This window comes from Botrimarina mediterranea (assembly GCF_007753265.1).
GTDB lineage: Bacteria > Planctomycetota > Planctomycetia > Pirellulales > Lacipirellulaceae > Botrimarina > Botrimarina mediterranea.
This window is the reverse complement of the sequence record NZ_CP036349.1, coordinates 4,361,468-4,378,715: the sequence shown is the minus strand read 5'-3', so window position 1 is coordinate 4,378,715 and position 17,248 is coordinate 4,361,468. Positions and strand designations below refer to the sequence as shown.

Genomic DNA, 17,248 nt, shown 5'->3' with positions numbered 1-17,248 from the left:
AATCGAAGGCGCCTTGCGATAGCCGTTGCGGCGTGATTACCACAGACGCCTACTCACAGACGATCTGCATCGCCCAGCGATTGACGTCGGCGAGCATCTCGGTCGTGAGATCTTCGTTGCCGGGGTATTGCCGGATAGCGACTCGGCAGCCGGCCGAGTGCAAGAGAGCCAAGTCGCGGCACATCCTCGATTCGGGGTAGTCGATGCTGCACTTGCTAGCTGAGAGGAGGAGCGGCAGCTGGCGGGCCTCGTTGACGCGGCAGAGCAAGGCGTCGCCTGTCGGTAAAGCGCCGTCGAGCGTGGCGACGCCGGCGAAGCGATCGGGGTGACGCAGCGCAATCCGCATCGCCATGGCGCCGCCCGAGCCGCTGCCAACTAAAAACACGCGGCTCGTGTGCACGCTGAACCTATCGCGCGTCGAGTCGATCGCTTCGAACACCGCGTCCTCTGCTGCGTCCACGCAGTCAGAGAACTGGCTCCAGCCGTAGCCTTCGGCGAGGGCCTCAACACCCCGCGGGGCGACGGCGACAAAGTTCCTCAAGCTGATGTGCTTCATCACCAGCGGGAGCGAGTCCTCGTTGGCGCCGTCGCTGTGGAGCCAAACGATGAGCGGGTATTCGTATCCGCTCTCGTACGCAAGCGGCGCGAACGTCGCGGTAGTCGGTGAGCTGACGGGGGACGGGGCGGCTTCGCTCCACGTCCACTCGACGGGAACATCGCGACGCGACTCGGAATAGGGGACCGTACCAGTCGGGATGAGCCAGTTGGGGACGAGCGGGTGGTGTGTCGGCGCCTTGAAGGAAGGCTTCACAAGTACGGACGGCACGCGTTGCATCGTCAAGACTAAGCTCCTGGGCGTCTGCGTTGAGGGACAAGCCGTGCTGATCGTATTGACGAATCGACGTCATTGAACGGCACGACCGGCGGGCGTTGGCGCCAGCACCGACACAGGGCGTGTCAGTTCGCTCAGGTGTGCGGGAATCTACGCGACAGAATCACGCCTCGTCAACGTGAGCGCGTGACTGAGCTAACAGAAACGCGCCCACGTTGCGGGAGTCATTTTCTGAATCAGACCAACTTGGCCATCGCGCCGACGAGTTCCTTCACGGCGTCAACGCTCTTCTTGAACGCGGCCTGTTCGGTCTCGTTGAGGTCGAGCTCGACGATCTTCTCGATGCCTCCCGTGCCGACGATGACGGGCACGCCGACGTAGAAGCCACCCACGCCGTACTCTTTGTCGCAATAGGCTGCGCACGGGATCAACCGCTTTTTGTCGCGGATGACGGCCTCGACCATCTGCGCCGTAGCGCCGGCGGGGGCATAGTAGGCGCTGCCGGTCTTGAGCAGGCCAACGATCTCGGCGCCGCCCTTGCGGGCACGGTCGATGATCTCTTCTAAGCGCTCGGGCTTGATGAGCTGCGACACCGGAATGCCGCCGACGCTAGTGCAGCTAGCAAGCGGCACCATCGTGTCGCCGTGGCCTCCCATGAGCAGGGCCGAGACGTCCTCGACGCTGACGCCCAACTCCATCGCGATGAACGTACGGTAGCGAGCCGTGTCGAGTACGCCCGCCTGACCGATGACGCGTTCCGGCGGGAAACCCGTCACTTGCAGGGCGCGTTGCACCATCGCGTCGAGCGGATTGCTGACGACAATCACCACGGCGTTCGGGCTCGTCTTCTTCACCTGCTCGCAGACCAGCCCCATGATCTTGGCGTTGGTCGCTAGCAGGTCGTCGCGGCTCATGCCCGGCTTGCGGGCGATGCCGGCGGTGATGACGACCACGTCCGAGTCGGCGGTGTCGGCGTAATCGTTCGTGCCGACAATGTTCGAATCGAAGCCGAAGATCGGCGACGATTCCATCAGGTCCAGCGCCTTACCTCGCGGCATGTCGGCCATGTCGCCGGGGATGTCCAACAGGACGATGTCGCCGAGTTGCTCGACGGCGCACCAGTGGGCGCAGGTGGCGCCGACGTTTCCGGCTCCGATGATGCTGATCTTGGCGCGACGCATGGCGGTGGGGAGGGGCTAGGGGTAGGGGGCGAGGGGATAGGGATTATGGATTGGCGACTGCGGATTGCGGAATGACGCGCAAGCGAACCTCTGACCTCTGAGTCCTGCTAGTCCGCAATCCGAAATCCCCAATCAACGCAGCCGCGAGTATCGCGCTAGCTAACGGCGCCAACAAGGGGCGACGGAGCGTCGCAGGGGCGTGGCTGATGGCCCGCGGGTTATCGACGCCGAAGAGCGAGCGACGAGACGGCCGCTAGGGCCAATAGAAGTGCGCCGGGTTCGGGGATCGTCAGGCGGTAGATGAAGGCGGTACCGGGTGCTGAGGATCGCGATGACGCCCCGATGACAGCGAGTCCATCGCGGAAGGCGAGGCTCGACCCAAAGCTGTTCACACCCTCCGGACTAATAATCCTTGAGAGTTCGGTTCCGGTACGAGCGTCGAAGACATACACTTCGCCGACCCGAGGTCCGCCAACCAATGCGATACCGTCGTCAATCGCAACGCTTTGTCCATAGCCATCGTCCCTACTGTTGGTTTTGGGGGACAGTTTGGCAATTTGCTGACCAGTCGCGACATCAAAGAGGTAGGCAGAGCCGAAGCGACTTCCAACGGTTCGAGTTGGCGCTCCAACCAACGCAACTCCATCGGCGATTGCAACTTGGAATCCAAAATTGTCGCCGAGCGCGTCGTCCTCAGGAGAATAGTCCGCGATCTTGTTTCCCGTGACGGCATCGTAGAGGTGCGCTAATCCAACGTCGGATGAGCGAGGAGAGCCGATCAGCGCCAAGCCATCATTGAGGGCCACGGACTGGCCAAATGCAGAGCTAATACTATCGCCGGAAGTGATCTTCCGCAGGCGTGATCCATCGGCCGCGTCATACACGTAAACGGCGCCTCGCTCTCTTGGCGCGATGGACTCACCGGGAGAGCCAACGATGGCGATACCTTGATCCATCGCGATGGAGGCCCCGAACGAGTTATTCAGGCGGACATCACCCGTCGGCTTGGCCAAGACCGCTCCCGTGGTGTGGTCGAATAAATAGACCGTGTCCGACTGCGAAGCGCCCCGTGGGGCGCCGACGATCGTTCTGTCTCCGTCAATGGCGATTGTGAACCCGTAGGCGTCACCGGTCGAGGACGTGCTGTCGTAAAGCCGATTGACCAAGTCCCCATTCTCGGGAGCAAAGACGTAACCGGCCCCCGCGGTAGCACCGGGGCTCGGGTCGGTGGCTAAAGAGGTGGCCGCAACTAGAACGCCATCGGTATCGACGGCAAGCCCGAAGTCGTAGCCGGTCGCGGTGCTGCCGGGTAGCTGCCGGACAAACTCGAAGACGGCTGATTGCGCATTGCTGCTAGCGAGCAATAGCGAGAAACCAATAGCGGCTCTAACAATGGTCATCGGCATGGACGCGACCTCTCCAGAGCAGGGGAATGCGAGCCATGCTAACTTCACTTGCTGATTGTTGCTAGCAATTGCACCCCCGGGGTAGCGATGCTAGCAGCCGGCGGGTTGCCTATCCGGGCGAAACTTGTTGCGAGTGATGCACAGCGACTCGTGAACCTGCGAAGCCACTGAGCGGGCCCTCATCGACATCTCCCTTCCCCCAACTTGAGGGTTTCTCTAGGTTTCCGCCGCTCTGCTTCTCGGCTGCTCTTCTACCAGGGGCAAGGCAATGAGGCAGACGCGATGGCGGTGTGGCTCTCAGGGAAGAGGGTCGCTGCGCTGCGAGGGAACGTATGGCGCTCACGAAGGACGACAACCCGCTTTCCGGCCCCTGGGGTCGGTTAGGCGATCTCCTCTTGCCGGTGGCGATGATCGCCAGCGTGCTGGTGGTCATGGTCCCGTTGCCGTCGTTCCTGCTCGACGTCTTCTTGGCGGCGAACATCACCGTGTCGGTGATCATCCTGCTGACGACGATCTATGTCCGCACGCCGCTGGAGTTCAGCGTTTTCCCGTCGCTGCTGCTAGCGACGACGCTCGCTCGATTGGTGCTCAACGTCGCCACAACGCGGCTCATCCTGACGCAGGCGACCAGCAAAGGGATGGACGCCGCGGGCGGGGTCATCACCGCGTTCAGCGAATTCGTGGCGGGCGACCGGATCGTTGTCGGTCTGATTATCTTCGTGATCATCATCGTGATTCAGTTCATGGTGATCACGAAGGGCGCCACGCGTATCTCGGAAGTCGCCGCGCGGTTTGCCTTGGACGGCATGCCGGGCAAGCAGATGGCGATCGACGCCGATCTCAACGCCGGCATTATCGACGAGCGTGAGGCGCAGTCACGCCGCAGCGAGATCACTCAGCAGGCCGACTTCTTTGGCGCCATGGACGGCGCCAGCAAGTTCGTCCGCGGTGACGCCGTGGCCGGCATCATCATCACGGTGATCAACATCATCGGCGGTTTGGTGATTGGCGTGGGCCAAGAGGGGATGGAGTTCGCCGATGCGGCCGACCTGTTTACTCGGCTGACGATCGGAGACGGCTTGGTGAGTCAGGTGCCGGCCTTCTTGATTTCGCTCGCTGCCGGCTTGCTCGTGACGCGTAGCAGCCGCAAGACGAACATGCCCGCCATGTTCATCGATCAGATGTTCAGCCGTCCGCAGGCGCTCGTCGTGGCGGCGGCGTTCCTTGGCGTGTTGGTGTTCACCAACCTGCCGACAATCCCGTTGCTGGTGCTTGGTGGCTCATGCCTCGGACTCGCTCAAGCACTGAAGAAGAAACAGTCGCGTCCCCAGGAAGACGATTCTGACAAGAAGGATGAGGCGCCAGCGGAGAAACGCGTCGAGGACTTCCTGGCGGTCGATCCGATGGAGGTCGAGCTTGGTGTTGGATTGATCCGCTTGGCGGACCCCAACCGCGGCGGCGACCTGCTTGATCGCGTCCAGAAGGTGCGGCACAACATCGCCGGCGAGGTGGGCCTAGTGATGCCGAAGGTCCGCATCCGCGACAACATGCGGCTGGGTCAGAACGAGTACCGCATCAAGATCGCCGACATGCCGGTCGCTCAATCGGAGATCCAGCCGGCGATGTTGCTGGCGATCGACTCGGGGATGACGAGCGGGCGCGTCGATGGCATCCCGACGAAGGACCCGGCGTTCGGCACCGATGCGCTGTGGATCGCCCACAGCAAGCAAGACGAAGCGGAGATGCAAGGCTACACGGTCGTCGAGCCCGGCGCGGTGTTGGCGACGCACCTCACCGAGGTCTGCCGCCGCCACGCCGACGAGGTCCTCACCCGCGACGCCACCAAGGCGCTGGTGGAAGAGTTGAAGCAGACCTCGCCGGCGGTGGTCAACGAACTGATCCCGGGCGTTATGTCGCTCGCCGAGGTGCAGACCGTCTTGCAGATGCTGCTGCGTGAGCAGGTTTCGATCCGACAACTGGCGACGATCCTCGAGTCGCTCGGCGACAACGCGACGAAGTCGAAGGACCCGATCCTGCTCACCGAGTACGTCCGCCACCGCTTGGCGCGACAGCTTTGCACACGGTATCGCGACCGCGACGGGCAGTTGCATGTCCTTGCGCTCGACCCGACGCTCGAGGACCGTATCCGCACGGGCTTCGAGCACTCCGACCGCGGCTTGTTTATTCGCTTGGCGCCGACGGCAATCGAGTCGATCAACCGCGCGATCGGCGCCGAAGCGGAGAAGCTCGCCACCCAGGGTCATAGCCCGGTGTTGCTGGTGAGCCCCCAGGTACGCGCCGCCGTCAAGCAACTCACCGAGACCTCGCTGCCGCAGTTGGTAGTGATGAGCTTCAATGAAATCACTAGAGACACGACGCTCGTCACGCATGGCGTGGTGAACGAATAAAGAAAGAGGAAAGGGGAAAGCGGAGTCTCCGGAGTCAGGAGTTCGCTTGCGCTTCATCCCCCATTCCACTTTCCCCCTTTCAACTTTCCAATGAACATCAAGACCTTCCGAGCCCGAACGCTTCGCGACGCCCTGGCGATGGTGCGTGCGGAGTTTGGTCCGCAGGCGGCCGTACTGCACTCGCGCGAGGTGAATGCGGGGCCGATCGCACGGTTCTTGCGGGGGCGAGCGGTTGAGGTCGCGGCGACGCCGGACCGGTCGCCGTTGGCGGAGCAAGCGGCGCGGAGCGGGCTGGCGCCTAATTTCGGATTGCGAATGGCGGATCGCGGATTGAAAGCGAAAGAAGCCTTGCCACCGCAGCAATCCACAATCCGCAATCCACAATCCGCAATCACCCACGACCCTCAGCTCCAAGTTTGTAGCGACCTGCTCGCCGCGGACGTGCAGCCGGAACTCGCGCGGTCGCTCGTGCGTGAGGCGGCGTCGCGGCTGTCGGGGGGCGCCAATGGCGTTGAGCACTTCCGCAGCGTTGTGCAGGGCGTTGTGAGAGAGTCGCTCGCTGTTACGGGGCCGATCCGTCTGGGGGGTGGCCGCCGTGTCGTTGCACTGGTGGGTGCGACAGGCGTTGGCAAGACGACGACGCTCGCCAAGCTCGCCGCCAATTACCGGCTCCGCGACGGCGCTCGCGTCGGGCTCGTGACGGTGGACACCTACCGCACCGCAGCGGTGGAACAACTCCGCACCTATGCCGAGATCATCGACCTGCCGATGGAAGTGGTCTCGACGCCTGAAGAGATGCGGCGAGCGGTCACAAAACTTGCGGCGCTCGACTTGGTGTTGATCGACACGGCCGGACGCAGCCCGCGCGACGGCGACCGCATTGAGGAGCTACGCACGCTGCTCGACGCGGCGTCGCCCGACGAGACGCACCTCGTAACGACCGTCACCGGCACGGCGCGTGGTATGCGAGACGCCCTGGAGCGCTTCGCCCCGGTCCGGCCCACGTCGCTGCTGCTTACGAAGCTCGACGAGGCCCCATCGCTCGGTCACGCCGCGGCGCCGGTATTGGATTCGGGTCTCCCCGTCAGTTACCTGACCGACGGCCAGAGCGTCCCCGAAGACATTCGCCTTGCCGACGCGAAGTCGCTGGCGGCGCGGCTGCTCGGCGAGGAGGTTGCGTGAGCCATCCTCGACGAACGACAGATCACTCTGGTGACGGCCAGCAGGCGAACCACCTGCGCCGCGTCGCCGAAGGCATGGCGCCCGGCATGCCGCCGACGGCCGAGCGCGTCGTTGTCGTGCTTGGCGCCAAGGGCGGCGTCGGCGTCTCGGCTGTCGCCTTAACCACGGCCCGGGACCTCGCGCGTTCGACGAGCCAGCCCGAGGGCGTGGCGGTCCTGGCGATCGACGCGCACGCGGGGCGCAATGACTTGGCGGTGATGGCGGCGGCCGACGAAACGCCAACGGCAGGCCTGGTGATCACAACGGCGGCGAAGCTCGGTGTGGCGCCGGCTCCGGGAGAGGGCGCGTACGTCGGTGAAGCCGCCAAACGGCTGCTGCGGGCGGCGCGTCAGTGGACCGAGGACGCGGGCGGCTGGATCGTCATCGACGCGGGCGTCGGCGACACGCTCTGGGCCAGGGAACTCGCCAGCCGCGCCGCGAGGCCGCTGTTGATCGTTGGTGGTGATCGGCTCTCGACCGTCAATGGCTACTTGACCCTCAAACGTCTCGGGGCCGTCGCGGCCCGTGTCGGCGTGATCGTGAATCACTGCCCGAACGAAGACGCGGCCCGCGGCGTACACCTTTCGCTCAGCGAGTCTTGCCAGAAGTTCTTGGCAGCGGCGCCGATGCTAGCGGGCTGGTTGCCGACGACGATCGAGGACCCCGCCAATGCCCCCGTCACCGCAGCCTTCGCGGCTTGAGCGATCGCCTCGCAAGCCGGAAAGAATGACCAATTCGTCTCAACCCACCGTGACAACGCAGCCGATGATTGTTGAGTCTAAACCGTTGCGCCCGCATTGGGCAAAATGGGGAGGTTGTCGAAAGTTTGCGGCCTCGGGGATGGGTCAGTCATGGGAAGGGCGTACGCCGGGGTGCTCGGCTCGCTCGCCTGGGCGGTCACGTTCGCGCGGGGCGCCCTAGTGGGCGGTGGCATCGAAGGGACGGCCAAATCGGCCTTCATCGCGATGGCGGCGCTGGCGGGAGTCGGGTACATCGTGGGACGGATCGCCGAGGTGACCGTCGATGAAGCGACCCGGCAGCGGCTACAGAGACAACTCGACGAGTTAGAAGCTAATCAGACCTGAGATTTGAGGCCAATAGGCTAGAGGGATCACCGAGGCGGTTCGCCCTGGTAACCCTCAAGCCCTAGGGCTCAAGCCTCAAAGCGACAACATAGCGGAAGGATTCCGCACGCCGCGGCGCCACGGTAGGCGTCGCGAGAGCGACTCACGGAGGATTTGCATGTCAGCGACGACGCTCGCCTCGAGGGTTCTACGTCCGCAGCCCAACGCTGCGGCGAAAGACCCAAAGAAAGAAGCCGCCAAAGAAGCCCGCGCCGCCGAGATGGCGATCGTGTGGCGCGCCTACAAAGCCGACCCCGACAGTAAGGCGCTCCGCAACCAATTGGTTGAAGAGTACTTGCCCCTGGTCAAGTACAACGGCGAGCGGATCTGGAGCCGCCTGCCGGATGGCGTTGAACTCGACGACCTGATCTCGGCCGGCGTCTTCGGCCTGATGGACGCGATCAACGCGTTCGACATGGACCGTGGCGTGAAGTTCGAGACCTACTGCGTCCCGCGTATCCGCGGCGCGATGCTCGACGAGTTGCGTTCGATGGACTGGGTGCCGCGCTTGGTGCGGTCGAAGGCCTCGAAACTGAATGAGGCTGTCAAGACGCTCGAAGCCAGGCACGGCCGCACGCCGACGGAGATCGAACTGGCCGAGCACATGGAGCTGAGCGTCGGCGAGCTCGAGAAGATGATCCAAGAGGCGAACGCCGTCGGCCTGATCAGCCTCAACAAGAAGTGGTACGAGACCGACAGCTACAAGGATGTCCGTGAGATCGACATCCTCGAAGACAAGAAGTCGGACGACCCGACGCGCCGCGTCCAGAAGTCGGACCTGATGCGTCTGGTGACCAAGGGCCTTAATCGCAATGAACGCCTCATCATCATCCTCTACTACTACGAGGAACTGACGATGAAGGAGATCGGCGCGACTCTTGATCTCTCCGAGAGCCGCGTCAGCCAGATGCACTCGGCGATCGTCCAGCGTCTGCAAGGCCAGCTGGGCCGCCGCCGGCCGGAGTTCGGCGTGGCGTGAAGCCGCTAGCGGCTTCGCCATCAGCTTTCAGCGGTCAGCCATAGCGAAGCCGCCGGCGGAAGCCGGCGGCTTCGTTTTTTCGTCGTGGTAGGGCAGGCGATTGCTCCGTATCGGCCGGGGCGCAACTCGGATAAGATGCCTATGTCTCGCGCGGACAGTCCGAGCGTTTTGTACGTCGCTCGGTCTCTACGGCCCGTGAAGATATCTCCCCGGCTGATTGCTTGGCCAATCGCGGCCTATGTGCTGCTGCTCCGTCGCACCTGTCGGCTGCGGGTCCACGGCGACCCACGGCCCGAGCTGCACCGCCGCGGCGAGCGGCTCGCGTACTCGATCCTCCACGCCCATCAGCTCGCCGCGGCGATCAACACCGATCCGGACACGGCGGCCATGGTGTCGCAATCTGGCGACGGCGATCTCGTGGTCAGGGCGTTCCGCGCGCTGGGCGTGACTCCGGTTCGGGGGTCGAGCCAGAAGGGCGGCCGCGACCGCGGCGGCGTGGCGGCGCTCGACGCGCTGGTGGACCACGTCTCGGCCGGGTCGCCCGCTATCATTGCTGTCGATGGTCCCCGCGGCCCGCGCGGGCGTGTCCGTAAGGGGATCGCGGCGTTGGCCCTCCGCGCCGACGCCACGGTCGTCAACGTCATCCTGGTGCCGCGCTGGCGCCTGCGGATCACGTTGTCGTGGGACCGTTTCCAAGTGCCGCTGCCGTTCAGCCGGATCGACGCCTACTTCGCCGAGCCGATCCGACCAGAGCCGAACGAGGGGATCGAGTCGGTCCGCCGCCGGATCGAGACGGCGCTGAACGCTCTGGAGCTTGAACACGACCCGTCGGAGGCGTTGCCCCCCGCCGGCAAGGCGCGTGGCGGCAAGCGCGGCCGACGCCATCGAGGCAAGGCGGCTTAGCGTGTCGAAGCGATCGATGTAGCCTCGATGACGGGTGAATCGCTACGCTGCGGCAGACCTCTCGACAAAGGGTTTCACCGCCGCTCGACCAGCTTCTATGAAGATCCCCCCCAAGCTCATCGGCTGGCCGATCGCCTGCGCCGTTCTCGTCCTGCGTTGGACCTGCCGGGTCCGTTTGCACGGGGTCGATCCGCGGCCGGCGATGCGGGAGCGGGGCGAGAAGTACGTCTTCTCGATCCTCCACGCCCACCAGACCGCCATCACGGCGTTCGCTGAACGCGGGACGGCGGCGATGGTCTCGCAGTCGGCCGACGGCGAACTGTTGCAGCCGATCTTCCAGGTGCTCGGCGTCGTGCCGAAGCGGGGATCGAACCGCCGCGGCGGCGCCGACGCCCTCGACGCGATGGTCGAGCACGTCGATAGCGGCGCCGGGCCGGCTCTGATTGCGGTGGATGGGCCGCGCGGGCCGCGCGGGCAGGTCCGTAAAGGGATCGCCTCGTTGTCGCAACGGACCGGCGCCACGGTGCTCAATGTCCTGGCGGTGCCCCGCAATCGGCTGGTGATCCGCGGGGCATGGGACCGTTTTCAGGCGCCGCTGCCGTTCAGCCGGATCGACGCCTACTTCGCCGAGCCGATCCGTCCCGAGCCGGGCGAGTCGGTCGAGTCGCTCCGCCGCCGCATTGAGGCGTCGCTGAACGAATTGGAACGGCGATACGACCCGAGCGAAGCGAGCACGAGCGAGCCGACGACTCAGGAACGCCTGGCGGCCTGATCCTTCCTGGAAATCTTTTGGAGATTTCTGAACCCCTTTGGGGGTCCGGCGGCACTATGGGGGCATGACGGTCATGAGCCAGCCCCTCCCGCCCACCGCCGCCGACGCCATGCCCCCGGGCAGGGCGGCGCCTGCGCTGGGAACGTCGACGCTCGATTGGGCGCGGCTGGTGCGTGACCGGCAGGCCGAGGTGTGGCGCTACTTGCGGTACCTCGGCGCGAAGCCGGCCGAAGCGGACGACCTCACGCAGGAGACGTTACTCGCCGTCGTGCGTTCGGACTTCGTCGAAGTTTCCGAGCCGCAGACGGCGGGCTACCTGCGGACGGTCGCCCGGCGGCAGCTGCTGATGCTGCGTCGCAAGCAATCGCGGCGCTGCGAGGTGGCGGACGTCGAGACGGCCGAGACCGTCTGGGCCGACGCGATGTGGCGGGACCGCCTGCACGTCGATCAGTGGCAAGACCACGTCGACGCCGCCCGCGGTTGTGTCGAGAAGCTCGAAGGCCGCGTGCGGCAGGCGATCGACCTAGCGTACCGGCAGGGCGAGGTCCGCGAGGCGATCGCCGCGCAGCTCGAGATGACCGCCGGCGGCGTGAAGACGCTGCTCAAACGCACGCGGGAGAAGTTACGCGAGTGTATCGAGGCGGCGCTGCGCCAAAGCGCCGACCCCAACGAATAGATGGCGAGCCGGCGACGTTAGTCGTCGGTGTACTAGCCAAGAAGATTTTCCGTGGCGCCCACCGACGACTAACGTCGCCGGCTCGCCGGTAGGGTCCGCTGTGCGGACCGCACGACAGAGCATGAATCTGCTTGCGACACGCTCGAAGCAGACACCGTTAACCACGGTCCGCTCAGCGGACCCTACGAGATATGAGCGATCCCAAATCAACCGCCGACGACTACCGCGACCGGCTGGTGGACCGTGTGCTCGCCGAGGCGCTCGGCGAGGAGCGGCCGCCCGATCTGTCGCAGGCGATCCTCGACAAAGTGGAGGAGGAGAAAGTGTCCGTCGTCCAAGCCGATCAAGTCGCAGCGAAGAAGCCGCGGCGTCTCCGGGGCCGCCTTGTTGAGTTGGCCATCGCCGCGTCGGTCGTGGGCGTCCTGGCGACGCTTCTGCTACCGACCGTCCATACGGCGCGACTGGCAACGAGATCGCGAGCGGTAGAAGAATCCGCGCCCGAGACGGTCACGATCGCCAAGCCGGATTCGAGCGACCTGCGTTACCAGTCGTCGATGCCGATGCTGAAAGATTCCAACGAGGCTTCGCCGCCCGTCAGGTTGAAAGAGTCCGCCGAGGGCGAGTTCATTGTTGATGTGACGGCGCCTGAGAACTCCACTCCACAAAAGCAGGCGTACCCGACAAGGGCGCCCAATGAAGCAGGCGACACCATTGCTGGGGTTCCAATCCAAGCCGTTCCGTCAGCCGAGGCGCCACCTCAGAGCACTGGCGTCAGCCAAGAGCAGTCCCAGAAACAGCTCTTTGAGCAACTTGCTCGCCAGCAGGCCGAGGCTCCCTCGAGAGAATCGCAGCGATGGGAATCCTTTAGCAGCATCGATCAGAAGGCGGTGGCTCCCGCCACACCGGCGATGCAACCTGCGGAGAGCACTCCTTCACCCCATTACTTAACGGACAACTTCCAGTACTACGCGCCAGAGCCGTCCAACGGTCCTTACGGCTTCGCAGGTGGTGGCGAAGCGTTTCCCAAACCCGAAGCTTGGAGGGACCTAAGCAGTAGTCGTCGTAGTCGGTACAAGGAAGTGGATCAGGCTTTCCGCGACCGCTACGAGCCCATCCACGAAAACGCCTTCGTCAAACCAGTCGGCGAGGACGCGCTGAGCACCTTTAGCATCGATGTGGACACGGCGAGTTATGCGAACGTGCGGCAGTACCTGCGCGACCTGCGGCGGATGCCGCCCGCGAATGCGGTGCGGATTGAGGAACTCGTGAACTACTTCGAGTACGGCTACGAGGCGCCGAAGGCTGCGGAAGAAGAGGCGGAGAGCGAGGCGCCCTTTGCTGCGAACCTCGGTTGCTCCGCTTGCCCTTGGAAGCCGGAGCACAAGCTCGTGCGGATCGGCGTGAAGGGGCGGGAGGTCGCGGTCGATAAGCGGCCGCTGTCGAACCTTGTGTTCCTCATCGACGTGTCGGGCTCGATGAACCAGCCGAACAAGCTGCCGCTGGTGATCTCGGGGCTCAACGCGCTGGTGAACAAGCTCGGCGAGAACGACCGCGTGGCGATCGTTGTCTACGCCGGCAGCGAGGGGGTCGTGCTGCCGAGCACGGGGGGCGACCAGAAAGACGCGATCCGGGCGGCCCTCGATCGAATGACGGCGGGCGGCTCGACCGCGGGCGGCGCGGGGCTGCGGCTCGCCTACGAGATCGCCGAGCGGAACAAGATTGTCGGCGGCGTGAACCGCGTCGTGCTGTGCACCGATGGCGACTTCAACGTTGGCATGACGGGGACCGAGGAGCTGGCCAAGTGCGTCGAGACCCGGGCCAAGGAAACGAACGTCTACCTGACGGTGCTCGGCTTCGGCCGCGGCAACCTCAACGACGCGATGCTCGAGCAGATCAGCGGCCGCGGCGACGGCAACTACGCCTACATCGACGACTTCAAGGAAGCCCACCGCGTGCTCTCGAGCGACCTGTCGAAGACGCTTGTGACGATCGCCAAGGACGTGAAGCTGCAGGTCGAGTTCAACCCGGCGAAGGTCGCGTCGTACCGGCTGATCGGCTACGAGAACCGCGTGATGGCCGCGGAGGATTTCAACAACGACGCGAAGGACGCCGGCGACATCGGGGCGGGGCACACGGTGACGGCGCTGTACGAGGTGGTCCCCGTCGGGGTGGAAGAACCGGCGCCGCCGGTGGATGGGCTTAAGTACCAATCGGTCGTCGACTCGGTCGAGGACGAAGCGAGACGCGTCGAGCTGACCGCGAGCCGACAAGGGGTCGCGGTCGGGGACGACGCGGCTCACGAGGCGCCGACCGCCTTTGCTGACGAGTTGCTCACGCTGAAGATTCGCTACAAGCAACCCGAAGGGGGCGCGAGCAAGAAGCTCGAGTTCCCGCTTGAGGACGCTGGCGACGACATGAGCGTCAGCGACGCGGACGCGGACTTCCGCTGGGCCGCGGCGGTGGCGGAGTTCGGCATGTTGTTGCGGAACTCCCGGCACGTCGGCGACGGATCGTTCGACACGGTTCTCGAACGGGCCCGCGGCGCGATCGGCGACGACCCGCAGGGGTACCGGGCCGAGTTCATCGACCTCGTCCGGCGCGCAAAAGAAGTGAGCGGGCGCTGAGCGAACGAAGGGCCCCCGTGTGAGCCGCGTGGTTGGGCTGGTCCGATCGCTTACGAGTTCCCGATCGCAATCGCCTTCGATAGGTCGATCGTCCCCTCGTACAGCGCGCGGCCGATGATGGCGGCGGCGAGGCCCGCGTCTTTGAGCCGCTGCACGTCGTCGAGCGTCGTGACGCCGCCGGAGGCGACGACAGGGAGACTCCCCATGGCGGCTTGCATCTCGGCCATGGCGGCGACGTTCGGGCCCTGCATCATGCCGTCGGTGGCGATGTCGGTGTAGACGATCGCGGCGAGGGGCTTACCGATGAAGCGCTGGGCGAGTTCAACGGCGTTCGTCTGGCTGGTTTCGAGCCAGCCGTCGGTCGCCACGAGGCCGTCGCGGGCGTCGACGCCCAGCACGAGCTTGCCGGGGAACCGCTCGACAATCCCTTCGAACCAGTCGGTATGCTTGATGGCCGACGTGCCAACGACGAGGCGGTCGAGGCCAAAGTCGAGCAGCTCGGCGATCGCTTGCTCGTCGCGGACGCCGCCGCCAAGCTCGACGTGGCAGGGCTCGTCGTAGCTATTGAAGACATCGAGAATCTCTTCAACGGCCGGCAGGTTGACGGGGGCGCCTTCGCGGGCGCCGTCGAGGTCCACCACGTGCAAGCAGCGGGCGCCGGCGTCGGCGAACATCCGTGCAACAGCGGCGGGCTCGTCGTTGAAGACCGTCTCCTGGGCGTAGTCCCCCTGCCGAAGGCGGACGCACTTGCCGCCGCGGAGGTCGATGGCGGGCCAGATTTGCATTAGTGGGCAGTCAGCAGTGGGCAGTGGGCAGTTTCTTGAGCGAGACCGGTATTTTCGCAGAGGCAGCTTTCGACGGCTAGCCATCCTCCGAGCCTTGCGATGAAGTAATCTAGGTGTTCCTGCCCACTACCGACTGCCCACCGCCCACTCCTTCATGCCCACCCCCACCCAGCCGCTGGACGTGCTTGCCGCGATTGACGCGGTTTGCGACCGGTACGAGGCGGCCTGGCGCGAGGCGGCGGGCGCCGACGGGCCGCGTTGCGAAGACTTTGCCGCCGAGCTGCCCGAGGCCGAATTGCCGGAAGGGCTAAGACTGGAGGCTCTGCGGGAGCTTTTCCAGATCGAGCGGCAGTACCGGGCCGTGCGGGGAGAGCAGGCAGCCGACTGGGCGGTTGGCAGGCCGGCGATTGAAGCCCTGCTGAACGAATCGCTGGCCGACGCCGCGACGCTCACTGGGCGCGGCGTCACGCCCTCTAGTTCGGGCGCCTTGCAGCTGCGCTGCCCGCAGTGCCAGAGCCGGGTCGGCTTGCCGGTGGACGCCCAGCTCGACGACATCACCTGCCAAGCGTGCGGCAGTTCGTTCGGATTATTAAGCGAGGGGCCCAACGCCGACATCACGGCGCCGCGCGTCGGTCGGTTTGCTTTGAGGCAACGGCTGGGCGTCGGCGGCTTCGGCGCGGTGTGGCGGGCGCGCGACCCGGAGCTCGACCGCGACGTGGCGCTCAAGCTGCCGCGCCGCGGCGGGCTGGCGCCGCACGAGGCCGAGCTGTTCTTCCGTGAAGCGCGAGCCGCGGCGCAGCTCGCGCACCCGGGCATCGTTTCGGTCTACGAAGTGGGACGTGACACGGGGCCCGAGGGGACGGGCTCGATCTACATCGTCAGCGAGTTGGTTGATGGCGAGCCGCTCTCGGAGCGGATCAAAGAGTGGCGCCCGGCGCCCCGGCAGGCGGCGGCGATCGTCGCCGACATCGCCGAGGCGCTCGACTACGCGCACAGCCGTGGCGTCATCCACCGCGACCTCAAGCCGTCGAATGTGATGCTCGACCGTTTCGCGTCGGGGGGCGAGACCGCGCGCGTCGGCTTGACGGAGATCGGGCGCCCGCGGCTGATGGACTTTGGACTGGCGAAGCGCGACGCGGGCGAAGTGACGATGACGATGGACGGTCAAGTGCTCGGCACGCCGGCCTACATGTCGCCCGAGCAGGCGAGCGGCAACGCGCGGTGGATCGACCGCCGCACGGACGTGTACTCGCTCGGCGTGGTGTTGTTCCGCCTGTTGACGGGCGAGTTGCCGTTCCGCGGCACGGCAACCAGCCAGATCCAGCAGCGGATCACCGACGACGCCCCGAGCCCGCGGCGCCTCGACGACAGCGTGCCGATGGACCTGGCCACGGTCTGCCTGAAGTGCCTAGAGCGAGACCCCGGCGGGCGCTACGCCACCGCGGCCGATGTCGCCGCCGAGATGCGGCGGTACCTGGCGGGCGAGCCGGTGCTTGCGCGGCCGCTGTCGGTGTGGGGAAGAGCAGGGCGGTGGGCGCGGCGGCGTCCGGCGTTGGCGGCGGCGTTGGTGCTGGGAGCGGTTCTGGCGATCGTTGGGCCCACCGCGGCGGTGGTGATCGGACGGCAAGCGACGAAGCTGGAGTCTCAACTCGACGAACGCGACGAGTTGATCGCTCAACAAGAGAAGCGAGTCGATGAGCTCGAAGCGGCGAAGGACGCCGAGGGCGTTCGCGTCCGAGGGCACGATATCGATCCGATCCGCGTGGCGGCGATCGAGCGGTTGCTGACAAACGACGGCGAGCGTCTCATGGCGACCACGCAACAGTTGCCCGTGAAAACGGCTGGCGGAATTAAAGCCCGCATCGCAATGGCCCGGCTGCTCCTCGCCGTCGGACGTGACGCCGAAGCCGCGATGCTGTTGTCCGAGATCGGCGAGCCATCCACCGCTCAGTTATCGAAAGAGCTAACGCAGCTGCGCGAGGCGTTGTCCAAAGCCGAAGCCCTACGCGATGCGGTGCGCGAAGAACGTCTCGGCGCCGCCGGTGTGAAAGCGGCAAGGCAATTAAGAGACGTAACAACGCCGCAACTGCCCGCCGGCAATCTCACACCAAGCGACATCGTCGCACTAGCCGAAGTGCTCCTAGAGCAAGAGCAAGGTCGTCTCCCCCTCCCTTCAAGGGAGGGGCTAGGGGAGGGTCTCGATAGACCGTGACGATGTCATGTTAGTTACTGAAAAGGCGACCTGTGGGAGGCGTCTCCAGACGCTGATGAGGCGCACCATGCCGTTTTGGAATGGAGACCGTAATCGGGGTCTGGAGACCCCTCCCACACTAAAGT

At 65.2% G+C, this 17,248-nt stretch carries 14 protein-coding genes; 10 read left to right on the top strand and 4 right to left on the bottom strand.

Annotation, left to right across the window (positions count from 1 at the left end; genetic code table 11):
- Positions 1-49: 49 nt before the first annotated feature.
- The 3 genes from Spa11_RS16810 to Spa11_RS16800 form a co-directional block, all read right to left on the bottom strand.
- Positions 50-841 (bottom strand): alpha/beta hydrolase, encoded by a 792-nt coding sequence (locus Spa11_RS16810; RefSeq protein ID WP_145114351.1) that lies wholly within the window; start codon positions 839-841, stop codon positions 50-52.
- Positions 842-1,068: 227 nt separating this feature from the next.
- The gene (mdh, locus tag Spa11_RS16805) at positions 1,069-2,013 is read right to left on the bottom strand and encodes a malate dehydrogenase (RefSeq protein ID WP_145114349.1); all 945 of its coding nucleotides are present in this window, start codon (positions 2,011-2,013) and stop codon (positions 1,069-1,071) included.
- A gap of 218 nt (positions 2,014-2,231) precedes the next feature.
- A complete protein-coding gene (locus Spa11_RS16800; RefSeq protein WP_145114347.1) occupies positions 2,232-3,419 on the bottom strand; it encodes a WD40 repeat domain-containing protein in 1,188 nt (395 codons plus the stop codon).
- A gap of 332 nt (positions 3,420-3,751) precedes the next feature.
- Here Spa11_RS16800 and flhA point away from each other — a divergent pair, with 332 nt between their 5' ends.
- The 9 genes from flhA (at position 3,752) to Spa11_RS16755 (ending at position 14,126) form a co-directional block, all read left to right on the top strand.
- Complete coding sequence (gene flhA, locus Spa11_RS16795) at positions 3,752-5,827, top strand: flagellar biosynthesis protein FlhA (RefSeq protein ID WP_145114345.1); 2,076 nt, start codon at positions 3,752-3,754, stop codon at positions 5,825-5,827.
- A 90-nt stretch (positions 5,828-5,917) separates the two neighbouring features.
- Positions 5,918-7,009: a flagellar biosynthesis protein FlhF gene (locus tag Spa11_RS16790; protein WP_145114343.1), complete on the top strand. Its 1,092-nt coding sequence runs from the start codon at positions 5,918-5,920 to the stop codon at positions 7,007-7,009.
- Positions 7,006-7,749 (top strand): MinD/ParA family ATP-binding protein, encoded by a 744-nt coding sequence (locus Spa11_RS16785; protein WP_145114341.1) that lies wholly within the window; start codon positions 7,006-7,008, stop codon positions 7,747-7,749. Before Spa11_RS16790 ends, Spa11_RS16785 begins: the two co-directional genes overlap by 4 nt.
- Before the next feature lie 114 nt (positions 7,750-7,863).
- The gene (locus Spa11_RS16780) at positions 7,864-8,133 is read left to right on the top strand and encodes a hypothetical protein (protein ID WP_231932999.1); all 270 of its coding nucleotides are present in this window, start codon (positions 7,864-7,866) and stop codon (positions 8,131-8,133) included.
- Positions 8,134-8,392: 259 nt separating this feature from the next.
- Positions 8,393-9,151 (top strand): FliA/WhiG family RNA polymerase sigma factor, encoded by a 759-nt coding sequence (locus Spa11_RS16775; protein ID WP_145117044.1) that lies wholly within the window; start codon positions 8,393-8,395, stop codon positions 9,149-9,151.
- A gap of 195 nt (positions 9,152-9,346) precedes the next feature.
- Positions 9,347-10,054 carry a DUF374 domain-containing protein gene (locus Spa11_RS16770; protein WP_231932995.1) on the top strand — a complete coding sequence of 236 codons (708 nt, stop codon included), beginning with the start codon at positions 9,347-9,349 and terminating at the stop codon, positions 10,052-10,054.
- Positions 10,055-10,151: 97 nt separating this feature from the next.
- Positions 10,152-10,826, top strand: a complete 675-nt coding sequence (locus Spa11_RS16765; RefSeq protein WP_145114335.1) for a DUF374 domain-containing protein — start codon at positions 10,152-10,154, stop codon at positions 10,824-10,826.
- A gap of 73 nt (positions 10,827-10,899) precedes the next feature.
- Positions 10,900-11,502 (top strand): sigma-70 family RNA polymerase sigma factor, encoded by a 603-nt coding sequence (locus tag Spa11_RS16760; RefSeq protein ID WP_197529468.1) that lies wholly within the window; start codon positions 10,900-10,902, stop codon positions 11,500-11,502.
- A gap of 191 nt (positions 11,503-11,693) precedes the next feature.
- Positions 11,694-14,126, top strand: coding sequence for a YfbK domain-containing protein (locus tag Spa11_RS16755; RefSeq protein ID WP_145114331.1), 2,433 nt, complete (start codon positions 11,694-11,696; stop codon positions 14,124-14,126).
- Positions 14,127-14,176: 50 nt separating this feature from the next.
- Here the strand turns inward: Spa11_RS16755 and hisA are convergent, their stop codons facing one another.
- Positions 14,177-14,911 (bottom strand): 1-(5-phosphoribosyl)-5-[(5-phosphoribosylamino)methylideneamino]imidazole-4-carboxamide isomerase, encoded by a 735-nt coding sequence (gene hisA, locus Spa11_RS16750; RefSeq protein ID WP_145114329.1) that lies wholly within the window; start codon positions 14,909-14,911, stop codon positions 14,177-14,179.
- A 154-nt stretch (positions 14,912-15,065) separates the two neighbouring features.
- On the opposite strand from hisA, the gene Spa11_RS16745 reads away from it, so the two are divergent.
- Positions 15,066-17,123: a serine/threonine-protein kinase gene (locus Spa11_RS16745; RefSeq protein ID WP_145114327.1), complete on the top strand. Its 2,058-nt coding sequence runs from the start codon at positions 15,066-15,068 to the stop codon at positions 17,121-17,123.
- Positions 17,124-17,248: the final 125 nt, after the last annotated feature.